Raw genomic sequence first — 22,933 nt, forward strand, 5'->3', positions numbered from 1 at the left:
CAGACCGGTTTAATTATTATAGATTTTTTTAGTTCTTCTTTTCTGTTTAATGTAAAAAAGAGAAACATAATTTTTGAACGGGTATTTTAATTATTTGTATTATGAATCCATTACTAAAAAACCGTTTTCATACTTTTATTATAGTCTAAATACTACAATATAAAAATATTGATGTATTTCATCGATTAAATATGCTTTTCTTCTATTTTTACAAAATCCTTTCTTAGATTTGATATAGTTACAGATTTAGGTTTTTATTATATGAATTTTACGAATACTGAATATAAATTTAATACCCATTCTTATGAAAACAATTTTACTTTTTGTGTGTGGTCTTTTTTTAATTTCACAAGTTTCTTTTTCAAAAGAGAACAATATTAATACTGTGGCAAATAATGCCATTGTTAAGAATTTTGAATTAAATGGTATGGCCAGCAATAATTTGGCAACATTAAAGAGCTTTGCGGGCGAAAAAAACAGAATTTGGTTAAATCTGACTAATGCAGGTGGAGCTTTTAAGCAAACATTGGTTGGTTATGTGACAAATGCAACAAATGGTTTTGACAAGCTTTATGATGGAATTAGTATAGATTCGAATCCATACATTGATTTTTATAGTATTAATTTGGGCAAAAATTTAACAATTCAAGGGAGAGGCCTGCCATTTGTTAATACTGATGAAGTACCATTGGGTTATAGAACAACTATAGAAGGTACATTTCAAATTAGCATAGATCACGTTGACGGTCTTTTTGCTACTCAGGATATTTTTCTTAAGGATTTAACAACTGGAGTAATTCATAATTTGAAAACTGCACCTTATAGCTTCACCACAGCGGTCGGAAGATTTAATGATCGTTTTGTGTTGCTTTATATTGATAATACTCCTGTAGCGCCAATAATTCCTGATGAAATCGCTTCAGAAGAAACTGATCCGGCAGCCATTACTCCTGAGGCTCCTGCACCAGATGTAACTAATCCGATTATTACAGTTCCAGAAGTTCCGGCTCCAATAGTTACTGAACCAGTTGTGACCGTTCCAGAAGTTCCTGCTCCAATTGTGACTGAGCCTGTTGTAACTGTTCCAGAAGTTCCTGTTCCAATTGTGACTGAGCCTGTTGTAATAGTTCCAGAAACACCAGCTCCAATTGTAACTGTTCCAGAAGTTCCTGCTCCAATTGTAACTGAGCCGATCGCAGTAATTCCAGAAGTTTCCGATTCAGTTACAGATGAACCTGTTGCACCATCAGAGCCAGTTGTTACAGCTCCGAAAGATCCATCGCCAATTCAAACGGAACCAGTGGTAGCGACACCAATTGTTACCATTCCAGAAGTTGCTGATCAGATTGAAACTAATGGTAAATCCTTTGGAAATAGAGGGAAAGCGGTTGTAGTATCTGTTAATAATAATGAAATAATGATAAATTCTGAAGAGGATGCCATAAATGAGGTTTTTATTTATAATATGGGTCAAAAGCAATTATTTGGAAGAAAGAATATAAATACTAATGAATTTGTGATTTCTGGCTTAGGCGCCTCGAGACAGGTTTTAATAATTAAGACACAGCTTAAAAACGGCAAATCAGCAACAAACAAAATTATTTTGTAACGATTAAAAAAATTCTATCAGCCTCATCTTGTGTATTCAAGATGAGGCTTTTTTTGTTTTATAACTTTTTTGATATAATTAATTCTGTATTTTTATTGCAAATCGAATGCGATTTTAAAAAATGATAAGCGCTGCTATTTTTTTATTGTTTAATTTTGTATCGTATTAAGAATAATTTATTTAGAATAGATAAAACATAATTCAATAAGAATTGTTTTATATGTGAAATATAAAAACAGTTTTTTGGATTTTAATAAATAGCCTTACCCCCAAATACCTGCAATTGTATGAGTAAAACTTTACCTACTGTAATTGCTTTTTTATCCCCCCAGATAAATAAGCTAAATAAATATCATTGTATTTTCTCAAAAACAATGTTTGTGTTTGATCACTTAATCAAACAGGACAGCACCAAAAAAGATTCAGTAAATCTTTTGTATATGTGCTAGCACCATTATTTTCTTTCTAAATTATAGCTAGTATTCGTAGTCGGAATCCGTATGGAGTTTCGGGTTATGGATATTTTTTGCCTGAGGAATCAGGTTATTATTGTATAAAATAATTCCCCCAATTATATGAGATTAAAATTACTTTTTGCGTTTTTATTGTTGATATTGTTGCAGACAAGCGGGTTTGGGCAGTCATGTAATGTTGTTAAAAATGGAGATTTTACTGGAGGTGCTACTGGCTGGACATTGCAGACTAATACTACTGGCTGGTATTATGAGGCTACTTATGCTAAAGATAAAATTTATATGGACAAAGACGGTGTAACTGTATCGCTAAAACAAACTGTTAATGGTTTGCTAGGTGGGGCAATAACACTTTCTTTTGAAATTACGGGGCAAAATGCAGATAGATTGATGTGTGGTACTTTTGCTACTCTTGATGTAAAAATAGGTGGTTTCACTTATATGAAAATTACAAATCCTGCAAATAATGCTACCATTACTACATCTGATATCATTGTCTATGGAGCAGGAACTACTTACTCAGCATCAGGATTCCCTATAACTGTAGGAGGCACAGGTACAGGTACAGGTGGTGGTAAACCAGGTATAGATGCAGATAAATTAACTCCGGGTACAATAACGCTCACAATTCCATCATGGACGGGTGCAGCAACCGCAGATCTTGAGTTTTTAGCTGCAACCTCAAGTATTACTGCTACTTCGGGTACACCATGTAACGGTACAACTGGTGGAGATGACTGGATTCTTGATGATATTAAACTTATTTCTTCTGTTGATCCAACGGCTTATGATATTAGTGGTACTAGTGTTTGCGGTGGTACCGCTACAATTGGACTTAGTTCTTCTCAAATAGGAGTTAGTTATCAATTGCAACGCAATGGCACAAATGTAGGTACTCTAGTTGCTGGCACAGGGTCTGCTATCGCCAGTACCGCTTTCGGAAATCAAACAATAGTAGGTACGTATACAGTAGTTGCAATAGTTGGATCTACGAATTGTAAAGTTATGAATGGGAGTGTTTCTATAAATGCATTGCCAACAGTTACATCAGCTACAGGAAGCACTAAAACGTATACAGGAACAGCTAATACAACTACCGTATCCGCAACTGCAAATACTGGCGAAACAATAGATTGGTATGCTAATTTAAGTGGAGGATCTGCACTTGTATCAGGAACAACAACAACAACAACAACATATGCACCTGGAGGAATCAATGCTGGCACTTACACAGTATATGCACAAGCAAGAAATACAACTACAGGGTGTATTAGTACATCACGTACACCAGTTGTACTAACAATAACGCAGCTGCCTGTAATTTTAGCAGGAACTCGTGCGTATGATGGGACAACCAATGCTTCATCAACAGATTTAACAATTTCAAATAAAGCAGTTGGTGATGATTTAACACTATCTGGCATTGGTATATTAGCGGCAAAAGATGTAGGAACACGCGCAATTTCAGCACCTGCAATTCCTGTCAGAGTGCAAAGTAAAGTAGGAAATTCTGGTACAGGTGCAACGTCTTTTAATGTTACAGTTACAGCACCTGTGAATGGAAATACCTTGGTTGCTGTTATATCTACTAGAGGAACGACTGCCGGTAGAGTTACAAGTATCACTCAAACAGGTGCAATATGGACACGAGCCACTCAAGCAGCAAATGCAGGTGGAACAACAACAGAAATTTGGTATGCTCCAAATGTATCAGGAGCAGAAACTTTAGTGACTATTAATCAAGTAGCAAGTTTAAGATCTGCTGCGGTTGTAATGGAATACAGCGGTATATTAATGGTAAGCCCGTTGGACGCTATAGGTAATAGCAGTAATGCTACTAATAATATAGCTGCTAGTACAGGAACGACCCCTACAACAACACAAGCAAATGAGGTACTGATTGGTGGTATTGGTTTGGTAAGTAGTGGCTATACATTCGGAACGCCGACAAATAGTTTTACCGCTGTGGCTAATGACGCATCGACACATACAACCCCTAGTAATAACGCTAGAGTATATGCCCTTGAAAGAATTGTCTCAGGAACTGGTGCTTATTCATCAGGAGCTACCATTGGCACATCGTCTCGATGGTCAGGTGCTATAGCAACTTTTAAGGCAGTACTTCCATCAGGGACTGCACTTACTCTTGGAGGTTCGGCAGCTGGTAATTACACTCTATCGGGATTAAGTGGTTCTATGATTATTACACCGAAAGCATTAAGTATTGCAGCTCCTTTGATTGCTCCAAAAGTATATGATGGCAGCGCAGTTTCAGGAACAGTATCAGCGGGTGCATTATCTGGTTTTGTTGGAACAGAAACTGTCACAGTAACAGCTGCTGCAGGTTTATATGCTGATGTGAATGCTGGATCAGGGAAAACTGCAACGGTAACTTATACATTAGGCGATGGAACAAATGGAGGTTTGGCATCCAACTATAGTTTGACAGGAACAGGTACAGGAAATATTACCAAAGCCGTTTTAACTATCACTCCGGGGAATCAAACCGTGTCTTACGGAACGCCAGTGGGTACTGTGACTGGAGCTGGAAGTTATACGCCGACAGGATTTGTTAATAGTGAAACTTCAGCTGTTATGGGAGGTTCAGCTTCTTATACAACAACTTATACAGCAACAACTGCTGCAGGAACTTCGGGTGTGACAATCACTCCGGTTGTTACTTCATTGACTGCTGCAAACTACAGTTTCAGCACGGCTAACGGAACAATTACTATTAGCAAAGCCAACTCAACTATTACAGCAACAGGTTCAACAAGTTTTACTTATTCAGGTTTGGTTCAAGGTCCGGCAACTTCTTCAGTGTCAGGGTCAACAGGAGCTGTAACATATAGTTATTCAGGAACTGGTGCAACAAGTTTTGGTCCAAGTTTAACACGTCCTATTAATGCAGGAACGTATCAAGTTATTGCAAGTGTAGCTGCTGATACCAACTATAATGCAGTTTCATCTGCAGCTTTGGCATTTACAATTAATACAGCAAGTTTAACTATAACAGCTAATGATCAAAGTAAATGTTATGGAACATCATTAACTTTAGGGGGAGTTGCTTTTTCGGCTACTGGATTACAAAGCGGAGAAACTATAACAAGCGTGACTTTAGCAAGTATAGGAGGATATGATGCTTCAACTACCCAGCTGCCAGGTTCATATACAGGTAATATAGTACCATCGACCCCTACAGGAGCTGGTTTTTCTGCTAGTAATTATGCAATTACATTTGTCGGAGGGAGTTTAAAAATAAATGCCTTACCCAACAACATATCTAATGGTTTTTCGGCAACAACTATTTGTGCGGGAGGAAGTCCCCAGTTAACTTATAATGCAGAAAACAATAGTACTTACACCTCACCTTACATTATAACGTATAGTAATGGTACAAATCAATATACAAAGGAAATCACAAATGCATCAGCATTTAGTTTTACACCAGAAGGTGCTTCACTAACTATAAATACACCATATACTTTGATTTCAATCTCTAATGGAAATTCTTGTATACGAACAAGCTCTTTTGGAGATGATGGAGCTAATTTGATAGTGAGACCAATACCAACAGCTACTATTACTGGAACAACATCTGTATGTGCTGGTGCTTCATCTCCTAATATTACTTTTACAAATCCTCAAACGGTTTCTGTAACTGTTACTTATAAAATTAATGGAGGTTCGGATCAAACAATAAATATTGGGGTTGGAGCAAGTAATATTTCAACTGTTGCAGTTTCAACAGCTTCTAGCGGTACTTTTATATATAATTTGGTAAGCGTAGTATATCAAGATACTCCTGCTTGCCCTAATACAATTACAGGACAAAGCGCAACAGTAACAGTCAATGCGCTGCCGTCAATTACAGCACAGCCCCCAACAGATAGTACTATATGCGAGGGAGACGGCACTTCGTTTACCGTAGCAGGTTCTGGAGCTGGATTAACGTACCAGTGGCAGCTAAGTACCAATGGAGGCGGGATTTTCAATAATCTTTCCAATAGTGGTGTATATTCAAATGTAACAGCAGCTACTATGAACATCACAGCAGCTGCTATAGGGATGAATAACTATCAGTACCGCTGTATTGTAAGCGGAACTTGTGCGCCATCAGTCACTTCGGATCAGGTTAAACTTCATGTAAATTCCGATTCTGGAAGTATTTCGTTAAATGGAGGAACGCCAATTGTAACCAATGGTTTTGTTGACTATTGCCCAACTAATCTGGCGACTTTTAGCATATTACCGGTATCAGCAGCCACAAGTTATGTTTGGGTAGTTCCTGCAGGCTGGAAAGATGAAAGCGGTAATGTAATTACAGGACTAATTAGTACTGCCGTTCCTAAATTAAAGGTGATAACGGGCACTAATGCACAAAGTGGTGATGTTTTTGTAACGGCCGCTAATATATCTGGTAGTATGTTTTGTCCAAGTCATATAAAAGTTAACTTAACCTCAATTGCGCCTTCTTCTACGATAACAATTTCAAAAATAGATCCAACTTGTGCCATACCTACAGGAACTGTGACTGCATCACTACCTTCTCCTTCTGTAATTGGAACGCTGACTTATACACTTATAAAAACGGATGTTATTCCTGAGGTTACGGTGGCTCAAAATTCCGGCGGAACTTTTACGGGGCTTGCAGTCGGGGATTATGTGGTAACTTTTCAAATAAATTCTGGATGTTATTCAGCTAGAAGTAATTCAGTTACAATAGTGCCACAGTCAACAAATACTTGGAACGGCACAGCTTTGGGCTGGTCTGCAGGCACACCAACATTAAACGATTTTGTTATTTTTAATGCAGATTATAGTGAGGCAGTCTCCGTAAATTCCTGTTCTTGTACTATAAATTCGGGAAGAGATGTAATAATTCCTTCTGGAAAAGTTCTAACTGTCGTAAATGATCTGAATGTGGATGGAACTCTTACATTTAAAAATGGAGCAAGCTTGATTCAGAAAAATGAAAATCCGAATCCAAGTACATTGAAAATTGTTTACGAACGTACCACATCTGCGGTAAAAGACTTTGATTATGTGTACTGGAGTTCTCCCGTAGCAGGGCAAAAGCTTGGTGTTTTATCTCCACTAAGTGAAAAATATTGGAGCTGGTCTAATTATTATTGGATTGCAGCTGCAGCTGGCGATACAATGATCGAAGGGAATGGATATATTGCCCTCGTCCCTAGATATGTGACTTCTCAAACGGTTAAATTTATCGGGACACCAAATAACGGAGATATTACAATAGTCGCACAGGGAAATAATAAGAGTAATTTAATAGGAAATCCATATCCTTCTGCGATAAATGCAGAGAAATTTATGCTTGATAATCAATCTATAATTCCATTTGGAGGAATGCTCGCTTTCTGGACACATACGACAAAGAGAAAATTAAATGGATCTGAAACTCAATATGAGTATGAATCAGATGATTATGCTTTCTTTAACATATCAGGAGGCACAGGAACAGAACCAACAAATATTGGATCGGCGTCTGGCGGATCTGCACCAGATGGGAAGGTCGCAGCAGGACAGTCTTTTATGGTAACCAGCGAGACAGCCAATAAGAATGTTTTTAAATTTACGAACTCAATGCGGATTGGTGATGATGGTAAAAACAGTCATTTTTTCAAACAGACAAATGCCAAGAAAACTGCTGAGATAGAAAAGAACAGGATTTGGCTGAATTTAACCAATTCCGGAGGTGCATTCAAGCAATTATTAGTAGGTTACATCGCGGGAGCAACAAATGATGAAGATAAATTATTTGACGGGACAAGCCGTAATAGTAACGCTTATGTTGACTTTTATAGTGTAATGAATGAAAAGAAATATACTATTCAAGGTCGAGGTTTGCCATTTGATGAAACTGATGAAGTCCCACTGGGCTACAAAAGCACTATTGAAGGTACACTGCAGATTAGTATTGATAAAACAGATGGCTTTCTGGCAAATCAAGCGGTATATTTAGAAGATAAAACGGCTAATCTTATTCATGATTTAACAAAAGGCTCTTATTCTTTTGTGACTTCGAAAGGAGAGTTTAAAGATCGCTTTGTGCTACGTTATACTGATACTAAATTGGGAACAGGAGATTTTGATTCAAAAGGGAAAGGCGTTATTGTATCGGTAAAAAATGCCCAGATAAAAATTAATTCATTTGATAAAGCATTGTCTTCGGTAAAAATTTATGATCTGAAAGGCAGCCTGCTGTATGAGAAAAACAAAGTGAACAAGAACGAATTTATTGTAGATCATTTCGTATCGAGCAATCAGTTCATGATTGTTACTGTACAATTGGAAGATGGTAAATGGGTTACTGAAGAAATAATTTTTCACGACTAACAAATAATAATAAATTTTTTAGAATTCCATTCTGTTTGTCAGAATGGAATTTTTTTATTATATTAGTTAGACTATAATTATTAGCAGTATCTAAATGTTAAATATTTTATTTATTTAGAACTGTGTTTGTCTTTTCTATGCATGGCTTTTTGGTCAGGTATATAGCTGTAAAAGACTTTTATTGGAATTATAAATTTGTAGATATAAAATTACAAAATGATTGCTTTATGGCTATTTATCTGCAAATCAAGTAAATTCACTAAATTATTTTATAATATAACTTTTATTGTCTAATTTTGACACGTAAAAGTACGTGTTTTTGAATTTGAAATATATTTTAAATCCAAAATAGATTTTTTCTCGTATCTATTATAATACCACAAATAATTTGTATCCATATGAATAGAACTATACTTACCTCTAAAGTTTTAATAATTTTTATGTTTTTTTTGCTCGTACAAACTATTGGGTTTGGAGCGACAATAACTAGTACAGGAAGTGGAGGATTTTGGGACTTAGGAGGCTCTTGGGCAGGAGGTGTTGTGCCAACTGCATCAGATGATGTGGTTATTGCTAATGGGACGACAATTACTGTTAGGACAAATAGAACTGTAAATAATGTAACCGTACAAAGCGGTGGTGTTTTAACAATACTAAATAATATAATATTAACAGTTAATGGAAGTGTTTTGGTTAATAGCGGTGGACAGTTTAATGCTGGAACTGGTAATAATGACAGCGCAATAATTAAAGTTTTTGGTAATTTTACAAATCAAGGAACTGCTAATTTTTGGAAAAGTACAGTTGTAATTAAAGGTGATTTTATTACCTCAGGTACGAGCTTACAACAAAATGGAAATATTATAGTTGGAGGGAATGTAACAGCTGCAATTACAGGTAGTGGTAATGGATATGTTTATCCAGTTAATCCCTATGCAGTAGTTTCAGTAACGGGTACTTCAAATGCTCAACCAGCCGGCACTAAGCCAACAGATTGGCAGTTAATTAATTACATGAATGAAGTAATATATGGGGGTGTAAACTGTGATGCTTCTGCTGGTACAGTTTATAGTAATTTCTCAACTTTTTGTATAAATGACACTATGGATTTTTGGTCTACTGGATGGTCCACGGGAGGGTCTTGGTCTTCTTCTAATCCCAGTGTTTTAACAATTGGTTTTGTTAGTGGTAATAGTGGAAATGGTAGAGCTACAGCAATTGCATCAGGAACAGCTGATGTAATTTATACAGTTAAACAAGCTGGTTGCGTAGATAAAATTTCAATTAAAAAAATCACAGTTGGTGCTGTGGGTGCAATTTCTGCAGATCAATCAATTTGTACTGGTAATAATATTACAAGCGACATTACAATTGAAAGTGCAACAGGAACTATTCAATGGAAAAGGGCAGATAATGCTGCCTTTACAGCTAACGTCATCAATTTAGGAACGAATTCAAAAACTTTGACTATAGCTCAAGTAGGAACTTTAAACGCAACTAAATATTTCAGAGCAGTAGTGACAGGAGGCACTTGTGGTGCTGGAAATTCTGCAATAGTTACTGTAACTGTCAATGCAGCGCCGACAGTGCCTACAGGAACAGCATCTCAATCCTTTTGTTCAGGAGCATCTCCAACTGTTGCAAACTTATCGGCAACAGGAACTGCGATTAAATGGTATGCTGCATCAAGCAGCGGAAGTGCATTAGCATCAACTACAGCATTGGTAAGCGGTACACATTATTTTGCCACTCAAACGGTAAACGGCTGTGAGAGTACTTCGAGATTTGATGTAACTGTAACCTTAACTGCCAGTGTTACACCTTCTGTTGCTATTGCTATTACAAGCGGATCAAATCCGTCATGCAGCGGAAGTTCCGTAACCTTTACAGCTACACCAACTAATGGAGGAACACCAACTTATCAATGGACTAAAAACGGGACAAATATTGGCGGAGCAACTTTTGCCACCTATACAGGTGTTGCAGGAACAGACTTTGTTAGTACAGATATTATTCGTTGTGTATTGACCCCAACGGCAATTTGTGTTTCTCCATCTACGGCAACCAGTTCAGGTATAACTATGACTGTAACTGCCAACGCTACACCTTCTGTTGCTATTGCTATTACAAGCGGATCAAATCCGTCATGCAGCGGAAGTTCCGTGACCTTTACAGCTACACCAACTAATGGAGGAACACCAACTTATCAATGGACTAAAAACGGGACAAATATTGGCGGAGCAACTTCTGCCACCTATACAGGTGTTGCAGGAACAGACTTTGTTAGTACAGATATTATTCGTTGTGTATTGACACCAACGGCAATTTGTGTTTCTTCTTCTACAGCAACATCAAATACAATTACTACAGTAGTTAACCCCACCCCAACCATAACAGCAGCCACACAACCAATGTTTGCCTGTGAAGGATCGCCGGCAACTATAAATTTAACTGGATTACTGGCAGGCAGTACATCGACCATTAGCTATACTATTAATAGCGGAAGTGTTCAAACTGCGACAGGAGTTGTTGCTGATCCTTCTGGAGCAGCTAGTTTTAATACAGGAAATTTAATAACTGCTGACAATAATAAAACACTGGAAATAACAGGAGTGGCTACTACGAGCACTTCTCCTAGCTGTACTAAGAGTGTTACTGGTATTACTGTAAATTTAAACGTTAAGTCCAATTCTGGAGTTATATCACTAAACGGTTTACCTATTCCATCTCTTGGTACTACATATTCTCCAAATTCAAATGCTGTTTTTAGTATTGATGCTGTTGCTGGAGCTGCTTATTCTTGGATTGTCCCTTCTGGGTGGAGTATTGTAAGTGGTGATGGAACCAACCAAATAATTGTTACAACAGGAACTAACCCCCAAGGAGGTTCTGTTACAGTTATGGTGAATAGCCTTTGCTCAAGTTCTTCGTTAATAACCTTAAGTTCAATTCCGCTTCCAGCTCTAAACGCCAATTCTACACCAATTAAGTGCGGTACTTTAGGGAACGTAACATTGAATAATTTGCCTTCTGGAAATTGGACTCTTACTGTAGTAAAAGATGGAGCAGTCAGTTTTTATCATGAATCTGGAGCTACAAGAACAGTTGGAAGTTTGTCTGCAGGTACATATACATTTACTATTACTGACCAATTTGGAGGTTCTGCATCAGCTAATGTGACTATGGATGCTGTTACTAAGACATGGAAGGATATTGGTTCAGGACTTGGATGGTATATTGGTACAACACCGAGTAGTGTTCCTACCTTAGATGATATTGTTGTCTTTGAAGGAGATTATACTATTTCGGGTTCAATAAATGCGTGTTCCTGCACTGTAAAAGCAGGAGTAAATATTACAATTGCTGGCGGTAAAGTTTTAACTGTTGAGAACGGCGTACATGTGGAAACTGGAATAGCTCCTGTGCTTGATGGAACTCTAACTTTCGAAAACGGTGCAAGTTTAATCCAGAATAATGATGCAAAAAACGTAAATACGGGCAGTATTATTTACAAGCGTACTGCAACATCCATAAAAGACTTTGATTATGTTTATTGGAGTTCGCCAGTAGCAGGCCAGAAGCTTGGTGTTTTATCTCCCCAGAGTGATTTATACTGGAGCTGGCTTGGCGATTACTGGACAACAGCTACTGCTGGCGAGACAATGATTGAAGGAAAAGGATATATTGCCCGAGTTCCTAGATATGTTACTTCGCAAACGGTAAATTTTATCGGAACACCTACTAACGGCGATGTTACAATTGATACGCAAGGAGCTCTTAAGAGCAATCTAATAGGAAATCCATATCCTTCTGCGATAGATGCTGAAGATTTTATGGTTGAGAATGTAGATTTACTCGTGGATAGTCCTATGCTGGCTTTCTGGACACACTACACTCCAAGGGATCTAAACGGCAATCAATATGTATATGAGGCGAAAGATTATAGTTTCATTAATGCAACAGGAGTAGTGAGCGCAGATTCTGGCAGACCCGTGTCTGATGGAAATATAGCAGCAGGTCAGTCTTTTATGGTTGGCAGTCAGACAGATGGCTCTTTTAAATTTACCAATGAAATGCGGATTGGAGATCCAGATAAAAACAATACTTTTTTCAAACAGATAAAATCTAAGAAAACGGTTAAGAAAGAAAAGAATAGAATCTGGCTGAACTTAACCAATGAAGGAGGTGCTTTCAAGCAGTTATTGGTAGGCTATGTAACTGGTGCAACAAATGATGCGGATAAATTATTTGACGGTACAACCCGCAACAGTAATACTTATGTTGATTTCTACAGCATCATGAAGGATAAGAACTATAGTATTCAGGGACGAGGCCTGCCATTTGATGAAGAGGATCAAGTGCCGCTGGGCTACAAAAGCACAATTGAAGGGACACTGCAGATTAGTATTGATAAGACCGATGGCTTTATGACAAATCAAACCGTATATTTAGAAGATAAAGTAACTAATGTTATTCATGATTTAACAAAAGGTTCTTATTCTTTTACGACTGCAAAAGGTGAGTTTAAAGACCGTTTTATACTGCGTTATACCAATACTTCAAAATTAGGAACAGGAGATTTTGATGCAAAAGGCAAAGGCGTTATTGTATCTGTAAAAAATAGCCAGATAAAAATTAATTCTTTTGATAGTTCGCTATCTTCTGTAAAAATCTTCGATTTAAAAGGAAGCCTGCTTTATGAAAAGGACAAAGTTGGTAAGAATGAATTTACTGTTGACCATCTAAATTCTAGTAATCAATTCATGATTGTTATGGTACAACTGGAAGATGGCAAATGGATCAGTGAGGAAATTATTTTTCACGATTAGTAATCATAACTGAAATTTTTTTAAAACCATTCTGTTTTCAGAATGGTTTTTTTGTTCAGCTAATTTTAAAATCTAAAGCAAATAGCTTTCCTTACTTTAAATGATGTCATCTTATCAGGAAGTTATTTTGCAAAGTGTCCTTCTGATTTAGAGGTGCTATTTTGCATATGTGTGATCCAAAAGGAGTAATTGTATGTTTACCAGTCTTGTCAAAATTTTCATCATTTAAAAAAAAACGAAATTATAATTTTTGTAAGATTAACATTTGTATTATTTTAAATTAATGTATTTAATCGATAAAATATGCTTTTATCCGATTTATTGAATTTCATTTATTAGCTTTATGTAGGCGTAAAAATTTGTTTGTAATTCAAAAAACAATCAATTAGGCTGGACAGATAGTTAATAGAGGTATAATTCTTAACATAAATTCAAAATGAAAAATTGTCTACATATGCTTATTGGGTTTTTTTGGATCTCCCAATTGTCTTTTGGTCAGGCAGCAAGCAGTTATGCTTTTACAGCAATACAAGGAGAGTATATTTCGCTTACGGGAGTCCCTGGAGTTGTGGATACTTCATTGTCGGCAACAGCAGATGCAGGAGTTTCTAATTCTATAAGTCTGCCGTTTGCAGTTACTTTTGCAGGAACTGTTTATTCTACGATAAGAGTTTCACCTAATGGATGGTTAAGTTTTGGAACACCTACAATTACCGATGTTCAAAACAACACAAATACTGCAGTAAATGCAGGTATTGCAAAGCCTATGTTGTTTCCTTTATGGGATGATTTGATGTGTACTGTAAAACCAAGGTATGTAACTACGGGGATTTTTCCTCACAGGAGATTTAAAGTAGAATGGAGCCAGCAAAAATGGAATGCCCAATCTTCTGGAGATACGGTATCGTTTCAAATTTGGTTTTTTGAAACAACAAATGTTATTGAATTTTTATACAATCAAGGAGCTGCTACTGTTTCAAACACTTCCAGCGGCGCTTCGATTGGGATTTTTGATGGAAATGGAAAATATTTGACACTTTCTAATTCCGGCGCGAATCCAACTGCAAATTATAATGTTTTTACAGATAACATTGCCACAAAGCCAGCATCTGGACAAATTTATAGATTTACGCCGCCACTTGCAAGCGGCCTTGAGGCAAGCAAATACTGTTTTGCAGCGTCGGCATCGACATATACAATTTTAACTGGAACAACAGATGTTGCAGGTATAAGTGCATCTGCAGACGATGATATCTCAGATCCAATAACACTGCAATTTCCTTTTACTTTTGGGAACAATGTTTATTCAGAGTTGCGGGTTTCGAGTAACGGCTGGCTTAGTTTTGGTTCAGCGTCTGTTACCGCTTCTCAGGATTATACAAATACTGAAGCTAATGCAACAGCTTCAAAACCAATTTTAATGCCTCTATGGGATGATATGAAATGCAGTGTAAAACCTAGATACATTACAGTTGGTACTGCTCCAAACAGGATATTTAAAATGGAGTGGTATAAACAGCGGTGGAATTATCAAGCAAATGGAGACCAGATATCTTTTCAAATATGGCTGTATGAGAGTTCAAATAGAATTGAATATTATTATAATCAAGGGTCCGGTTCTTTAAATGCGGCATCAGCGACCATTGGAATATATGATGCAAGCGGTAATTATTTAACTCTGAACAATTCGAGTTCAAGTCCGACTGTTCAATCGTCAGTATTTACGACCGCAATTGCTGCAAAACCTGCTTCTGGCCAAATGTATCGATTTACTCCCCCACCTACTATAACCTATCCCGGCAACGCGTATATAGCAATAGGAAAAGTGGCGGTAACACAAACAGGTGCAACGGGCGGAACTTATTCAGCAACACCTGTTGGTCTAAGTATAAATTCTTCAACGGGTGAAGTTAATTTAGCTGCAAGTGCCGGAGGGACATACACTATAGTTTATAGTTTAGCGAGCTGTAATAATACGTCTGCGTTAATGACTATTTTTCCATTGTTACCAGTTCCTACAGCGACAGTTACACAGGCTTCGTGTGCAACAGGAAGTGATGGGACAATTACAATAACTAATATGAATAATGCAGTAAAATTTATTGCAGCAGACAATGATTATATTGATTTGGGAAGTCCTCTGCTTTCAAATAGAAGTGCTTTTACGATCGAGGGCTGGATAAAATTTAATGTTGCGGATATTACTGGGAGGATGAGTTTATTCGGGCAAAATGACGCTATTGAGTTTGGGTTTGCAAATTCGACAACACTCGAGCTTTGGACTTCAGCAACCGGAGTAGTGACAGCAGCGGTACCCGCTTCTTTTGGGGATGGCACTTGGCGCCATATAGCTGTTGTAGGAAATGGGGCAAATATTAAAATATATCTAAACGGGGTTAGTGTAGCTGTAACTGGAGGAGTCGTAAATACTGTGAATTATGGTACTTCTGCTTTTAGTGCCAAAATAGGAAGCGGTGTTTATAATGCCACTGGTAATTCATTCACTGGTCAAGTTCTAAAATTTGGATTATATAATACGGCGCTTTCAGCTCAAGGCATATCTTCTTTAGCTATAGGGCCTACAACTTATTCAGGGTTCGAAACGGGCATTATAGCAGGTTATAATTTTTTAATTGGATCTGGAACAACAGTGTTTTCCCATCCATCCGGCAATAATGGAAGTTTTCAAAATTCTCCAGAATGGATAGATCCATATAACTACAGCTGGCAAAAAAATGGGGGTGCTGTTTTTTCTACTTCCAAAAATTTAACAGGACTGTCTCCTGGGAATTATAAGGTTACGGTATCTTTAATAGGGGTAAGCAGTCCGAATAGCACGACTTTTGTAGTTGGATCTGAACCTGCTGTCACTGCAACAGCTGGAACAAATGCAAATTGTACAAATACTTTTACTGCCAACTGGGGAGCATCTACCGGTGCATTAAATTATTTTCTTGATGTGGCTACAGATAGTGGTTTTACAAATTTTGTTGCTGGATTTAATAATCTGAATGTTGGGAATGTCACTAATTATGTAGTCACAGGGGTGCCTCCTGGAGATATTTATTATAGAGTCAGCAAGCAAAGTAGCTGTGGTGTAAGTGCTTATTCAAATACAATTACCTATGCAACTCTGCAAATAAATGCACCAACCGCTGTGGTAGCAACCGATTTACTTTGTAACGGATTTACGGCAAATTGGAATGCAGTTACAGGAGCAACAGCTTATCATTTGGATGTGTCTACAAATTCGTCATTTAGTACATTTGTGACAGGATATAATAACCTAGCCGTTGGAAATGTTACTTCGCTTGTGATTAGTTCGTTAGCTTCTGGATTTACTTATTATTATAGAGTAAGATCTTCGAATGCTGCCTGCAGTATGGCGACACCTTCAAATGTAATTTCGGTATTAATTAATACAGGTCCAACGGCACCAGTCGTAGGGGCAATACAGCAGATTACCTGTGCTTTTCCAACAGCAAGTGTTGTACTTAGTGGCCTGCCAGCGGGAGACTGGTCATTAAAGTTTAGTTCCGGGGAATTATATTCTGGTACTGGAAATACAATAACTATTCCAAATTTACTTCCAGGAAATTATACGGTGGCGGTTACAGAAAATGTTTGTTTTTCTGCAAATTCTGCAAATATTACTGTCAATCCAGATCCAATTTCTACAACAACTTGGAATGGTACGGTATGGTCTACTGGATCACCCACTCTTTTAAAAAGAGTTGTTTTTAATGGATCGTCGAGTGATGTTTTTACGGTTTCGGCGGATATGAATATGTGTTCTTGTCAAATTAATTCAGGTTCAGTTATTGTTAATTCTGGAGTTGTATTCTTTGTAGATCAGGCTATTGATATTAATACTTCTACTAATGTAGTATTTGAAAACAATTCCAGTTTAGTTCAGGGAAATAATACTGTGATCAACTCAGGAAATATTACTTATAAACGCAATACTTCTCCAATAAAAGATTTTGATTATGTATACTGGAGTTCTCCAGTGATTGGTCAAACATTGGGACTTTTGTCTCCTAGCAGCGATAAATATTGGAGTTTTGCTAATGACAATTGGGTTCCTGAGAGTGCTGGTTCTGTAATGACTGCTGGAAAAGGTTATATAGCAATGGTTCCAAGATATACCACTACTCAAAAGGTTCAGTTTATCGGAACGCCAAATAATGGTTCTGTTTCGATTGTTGCGCAGGGAAACTTAAAAGGTAATTTGATAGGAAACCCATATCCTTCTGCAATAAGTGCCAATTCATTTATTAGTGATAATTCTTCTGTAATTAATGGCGCTTTATATTTCTGGACTCACAATACGGCTAGAGCATTGAATGGTGCTGGAACTCAATACGAGTATGATTCAGATGATTATGCATCTTATAATTTTACGGGAGGAACAGCTACTGCAGAAGCGGCAAAAAGCACAGATACAAATGGAGATGGAATTGGAGATGGAGCTATACCTTCTGGTAATATTGCTGCTGGCCAGTCCTTTGTTGTTCTTAGTAAAAATAGCGGAAATTTTGTGTTTACTAATTCAATGAGAATACAGACTCCTGGAAGTAATAGCCAATTTTTTAAACAGACAGATAGTAAGAAATCAGAATCGATAGAAAAAAACAGGATCTGGCTGAATTTAACCAATGATGGCGGCGCTTTTAAGCAATTATTGGTCGGTTATGTAACAGGAGCTACTAATGATTTTGATAATCTTTATGATGGTAAAAGTCTTAATGGGAATAAGTATGTAGATTTTTACAGTATAAATAATTTAGAAAATTATGCTATTCAGGGGCGTGGATTGCCTTTTGATACAAGCGATGAAGTTCCATTGGGTTACAAAACTACTATAGCTGGAGTGTTTCAAATTGGTATTGAAAATGCTGATGGTGCTTTGACCAATCAAACGGTTTATTTAGAAGATAAGACGGCCAAGATTCTTCATAATTTAAAGAATGGGAAATATTCTTTTACCACTGCCATAGGAACATTTAATGATCGTTTTGTATTGCGTTATACTGAAAGCTCATTGGGTACCGGGGATTTTGATAAAAATGGCAAAGGTGTTGTAGTTTCGGTAAAGAATCACCAGATAAAAATTAATTCTTTTGAGCAGACTATCTCTTCGGTAACAGTATATGATTTGAAAGGAAGTCTTCTTTATGAAAAAAATAAATTAGATAAAAATGAAGTGATTATCGATCATTTAATGTCCAGTGATCAAGTATTGATAGTCATGACTAAGTTGGAAAATGGAAAAACGGTCAGTGAAAAAATAGTTTTTCATGACTGAGCAAAATGACCTTAAATAATTTTTATTGTCCCATTCTGTTTCAGAATGGGATTTTCATATAAAATAATTACAAATTTTACGTTTCAGATGTGAATGACTATTAAAATTTTCCGTTTATCGACAAACCGTTGGCATTTAATTATCTATATTTGTACCAATTCCTGGTGACAATACCAACTGATTATATTTCAGGGTCATTAGAAAAAAACAAATTATAACCTAAGGCCCTAAATATCATTCTGATTAGATTTCATGATTATTATGTATTCAATTAGGTAAATTGAACACGTAACTCATATTGGTTTGCAGCGGGGTCAAAATTATTAATTTTGACATTGTTTATGATAAAAAAAATACTTTCGCTTTTTTGTTCTGCATCTTTACCAATTTTAGCAACGTTCTTTTTGTCTACTTCTTCAAAAGTAACTGCACAAGCTGGTGTTACAAGAATCCATACCGACTGGAAAGGTTATTGGACAGCTAATGGTGCAACAACCGGCACAAATAGACCAGATTTAGAAAATAATCTAATAGGTTTTGAATGGAATGGAACAACTTATTCTACAGGTGTCGATGACGTTACTTTGATAAGTAAAGTACCTAGTGCTTCTATTCAAAAATTTAGAGCTTTAAAAATACAGTCATTAAGTTATACAGGTTCTACTTATTTCCTGCAGGGAGCAGCAATAGACAACCCGACAGTATCAAGTGTCAGGATTTTGACTCCGCCTTTAGGGGCAGGTACATCTACTCCGGCAGAATTAGCCTCTAGACTTACAGATGGTATAAATGGTTTAGCTCTAGGAACGGGTATTGCTAATATAGCTACAAACAGTGTGTTTTTTAAAGTAGGGACAGGGAATTTGAATTTATTAGGGTTAAATGATAATATTCCTGATTTAATTGTAACTCAAGTGGCTGAGCCAGGAGGAGGAACGCCAGATGTTTTTAGGTTTGTAGATGCAACAGGAGCTTTAGTGGGAAACGCTATTTCTATCAATTTTGGTGCTGTTAATAAAGTGGGGTCTTATAGTTTAGATCTTTTCAATGCTTCAAATGGAGCGATAGCAGGTAGTTTTACCGCTCAAGAAACCAGAGACATTCGTATTTTGGGTTATGATACTAGTGCTTTTGGAATTACTGCTGCTAATGCACCACAAGTTGACCGATTTGAAGTTGTTTTTTCTGGATATTCTGACTGTGCTTTTATTGCATTTAATGCTAATTCATTAAAGAAAGCAGAATTGAGTTTGGTTAAAACTGCCTCAGTATCAGGCTGCGGTATAGCTGGAGACGTGATAAATTATACTTTTGTTGTTACTAATACAGGAGACGTTTCTGTTACTAATGTGGTAGTGACAGATCCTATGACTGGATTAGTAATTTCGGGAACACAAGGTTCTACATTGGCAGTTGGTGCAACAGTTACTTTGACTGGTACTTATACCATTACTGCATCTGATGTTACAGCTGGTAAAGTAACAAATCAGGCGAAAGTTACCGGATTGGATCCGTCTCTAAATATTGTCGAAGATTTATCTGGTCAAACTAATGGGAATAATGTTGCAACTGTTACTAATTTATTGTCCCCGCCAACGGGAATAACAGGAACTGCTGCAATATGCAAAGGAGATTCGACAGTACTTACCGTAAGTGGCGGTGCACTGACTGGTACTGGCGCATCAATAGAATGGTTTGCCGGTACTTGCGGCGGAACACCGATAGGGACAGGTACGAGCATAACAGTTTCACCTGCGTCAAATACAACTTATTATGTACGCTATAAAAATAATTGTACCTCAACAGCTTGTTTCTCAAGGCTGGTAACAGTTAACCCAACTCCCACATTGACAGCTGCGTCACAACCAGTTTTTACTTGTGCAGGATCGCCTGCAGCTATTAATTTGACCGGATTATTGGCAGGCAGTACATCGACAATCAGTTATACTATTAATGGAGGAAGCACGCTGACAGCAACAGGAGTATCGGCAAATTTATTGGGTGTGGGAAATTTTGCAACAGGAAATTTAACAGTAGCAGAGAATGGTAAAATTCTGAAAATTACGGGAATTACTGTTACAAGTGGCACTCCAAATTGTTCTACGGTTTTTTCTCAAGATGTAACTTTGATTGTTAATTCAGATTCGGGGCCTATTTCTTTAAACAATGTGGCTTATCTTTCTAATGGCAGTGCAGCATATTGCGCATCAAACATAGCTGTTTTTAGTATAGCACCAGTTTCGGGAGCTTCCGGTTATACTTGGGTTGTTCCAGCGGGATGGAAAACAGAAAGCGGAGTTGTAATTACGGCACCTGTCAGTACTGTTCTTCCTGAGCTGAAAGTGATAACAGGAACCAGTGCACAAAGTGGTTCTGTTTCGGTAATGGCAAGTAATCTGTTTTGCCCAAGCAGTCTAACTGTTACTTTAAGTACTATTCCTCCTTCAGCACCTGCATTTTCAAAAACAGATGCTGTCTGCGCAGTTCCCACCGGCACTATAACGATTAGTTCTCCAGCTCCTGCAGCGGGAACAGTATATACAGTTACAGGAACAGTTCCGGCAGTTCCATCGGTAACAAACACAACAGGAGTGTTTTCTGGTCTTGCAGCAGGAACTTATGTGGCGACGTATCAGATAGGTTCAGGATGTGTTTCGGCAAGTACTGCCACTATTACAATAGCACCGCTGGTTACCAACACTTGGAATGGTACAGCTTGGTCTGCAGGCAGTGCGCCAACTTCCAGTCAGTTAGTTGTTTTTGAAGGAGATTATACTATTTCGGGTTCAATACATGCCTGTTCCTGTACTGTTAAGCCTAATGTAAATGTAACAATTGCTTCTGGAACAGTTTTAACAGTTGAGAACGGTTTACATGTTGAAACTGGAGCAGTTCCTGCGCTTGACGGAACTTTAACCTTCGAAAACGGTGCAAGTTTAATCCAGAATAATGATGCAAAAAATGGAAATACGGGCAGTATTATTTACAAACGTACTGCAACATCAATAAAAGATTTTGATTATGTGTATTGGAGTTCGCCCGTAGCAGGTCAGACGCTTGGCGCTTTATCTCCACAGAGTGATAAATACTGGAGCTGGTTTGGCAATTACTGGAAAACGGCAGTTGGAGGGGATACAATGATTGAAGGACTAGGATATATCGCCCGGGTTCCTAGGTATGTGACCTCTCAAACGGTAAATTTTATCGGAACGCCAAATAATGGAGATGTTACAATTGCTGCGCAAGGAGCTCTTATGAGCAATCTAATAGGAAATCCATATCCTTCTGCAATAGATGCTGAAGAATTTATGGTTGAGAATGAAGATTTACTCGTGACCGGTGGTATGCTGGCTTTTTGGACGCATACTACACGTAGAAAGCTGAGTGGAGATAAAACGCAATACGAGTATTTATCAGATGACTATTCTTTTTATAATGTAACAGGAGGCACAGCAACAGACCCAAAAAACATAGGATCAAAGTCTGGTGGTCCAGCTCCGGATGGAACTATAGCAGCAGGGCAGTCTTTTATGCTAGGCAGTAAGACAGCCGGTTCTTTTAAGTTTACTAATTCAATGCGAATAGTCGATCCCGGTCAAAACAACCATTTTTTCAAACAGACAAATACCAAGAAAACTGCTAAGAAAGAAAAGAATAGAATCTGGCTTAATTTAACTAATTCTGGAGGTGCATTCAAGCAGTTATTAATAGGTTATATCACAGGAGCAACAAATGGCGAGGATAAATTATTTGACGGCACAAGCCGCAATAGTAATGCTTTTGTTGATTTTTACAGCATAATGAATGAGGATAAATATACTATTCAAGGCCGCGGTTTGCCATTTGATGAACAAGACGAAGTGCCTTTGGGTTACAAAACGACTATTGAAGGAACGTTTCAGATAGACATAGAGAAGACGGATGGTTTTTTGACAAGCCAAACGGTATATTTAGAAGATAAAATGACTAATGTTATACATGATTTAACAAAAGGCTCTTATTCTTTTACGACTGCAAAAGGGGACTTTAAAGATCGTTTCGTACTTCGTTATACCAATACTTCTAAATTAGGAACAGGAGATTTTGTTGCAAAAGGCAAAGGCGTTATTGTATCTGTAAAAAATAGCCAGATAAAAATTAATTCTTTTGATAGTTCGCTATCTTCTGTAAAAGTTTACGATTTAAAAGGAAGCCTGCTTTATGAAAAGGACAAAGTAAGCGGGAATGAATTTATTATTAATCATTTAAATTCCAGTAATCAGTTCATGATTGTCATGGTACAGTTAGAAAATGGCAAATGGATAAGTGAAGAAATTATTTATCATGATTAATTTTCAGATTTTATAATGAATATCGG

Annotated in this window: 5 protein-coding genes; all 5 read left to right on the forward strand. The window is 37.3% G+C overall.

From position 1 onward, the window contains the following. The first annotated feature begins 304 nt into the window (after positions 1-304). The 5 genes from C8P67_RS20490 (at position 305) to C8P67_RS20510 (ending at position 22,907) form a co-directional block, all read left to right on the forward strand. A complete protein-coding gene (locus C8P67_RS20490) occupies positions 305-1,609 on the forward strand; it encodes a T9SS sorting signal type C domain-containing protein (RefSeq protein ID WP_115815060.1) in 1,305 nt (434 codons plus the stop codon). Positions 1,610-2,184: 575 nt separating this feature from the next. After that, positions 2,185-8,439, forward strand: coding sequence for a YDG domain-containing protein (locus tag C8P67_RS20495; RefSeq protein WP_115815061.1), 6,255 nt, complete (start codon positions 2,185-2,187; stop codon positions 8,437-8,439). 440 nt (positions 8,440-8,879) lie between these two features. Beyond that, on the forward strand, positions 8,880-13,268 hold the full coding sequence (locus C8P67_RS20500; RefSeq protein WP_211319944.1) for an Ig-like domain-containing protein: 4,389 nt from the start codon (positions 8,880-8,882) through the stop codon (positions 13,266-13,268). A 436-nt stretch (positions 13,269-13,704) separates the two neighbouring features. Further along, positions 13,705-18,576 (forward strand): LamG-like jellyroll fold domain-containing protein, encoded by a 4,872-nt coding sequence (locus C8P67_RS20505; protein WP_115815063.1) that lies wholly within the window; start codon positions 13,705-13,707, stop codon positions 18,574-18,576. 341 nt (positions 18,577-18,917) lie between these two features. After that, entirely contained in the window at positions 18,918-22,907 is a 3,990-nt protein-coding gene (locus tag C8P67_RS20510) for a DUF7507 domain-containing protein (protein WP_115815064.1), read from the forward strand. Positions 22,908-22,933: the final 26 nt, after the last annotated feature.

The organism is Flavobacterium aquicola (assembly GCF_003385115.1).
Taxonomy (GTDB): domain Bacteria; phylum Bacteroidota; class Bacteroidia; order Flavobacteriales; family Flavobacteriaceae; genus Flavobacterium; species Flavobacterium aquicola.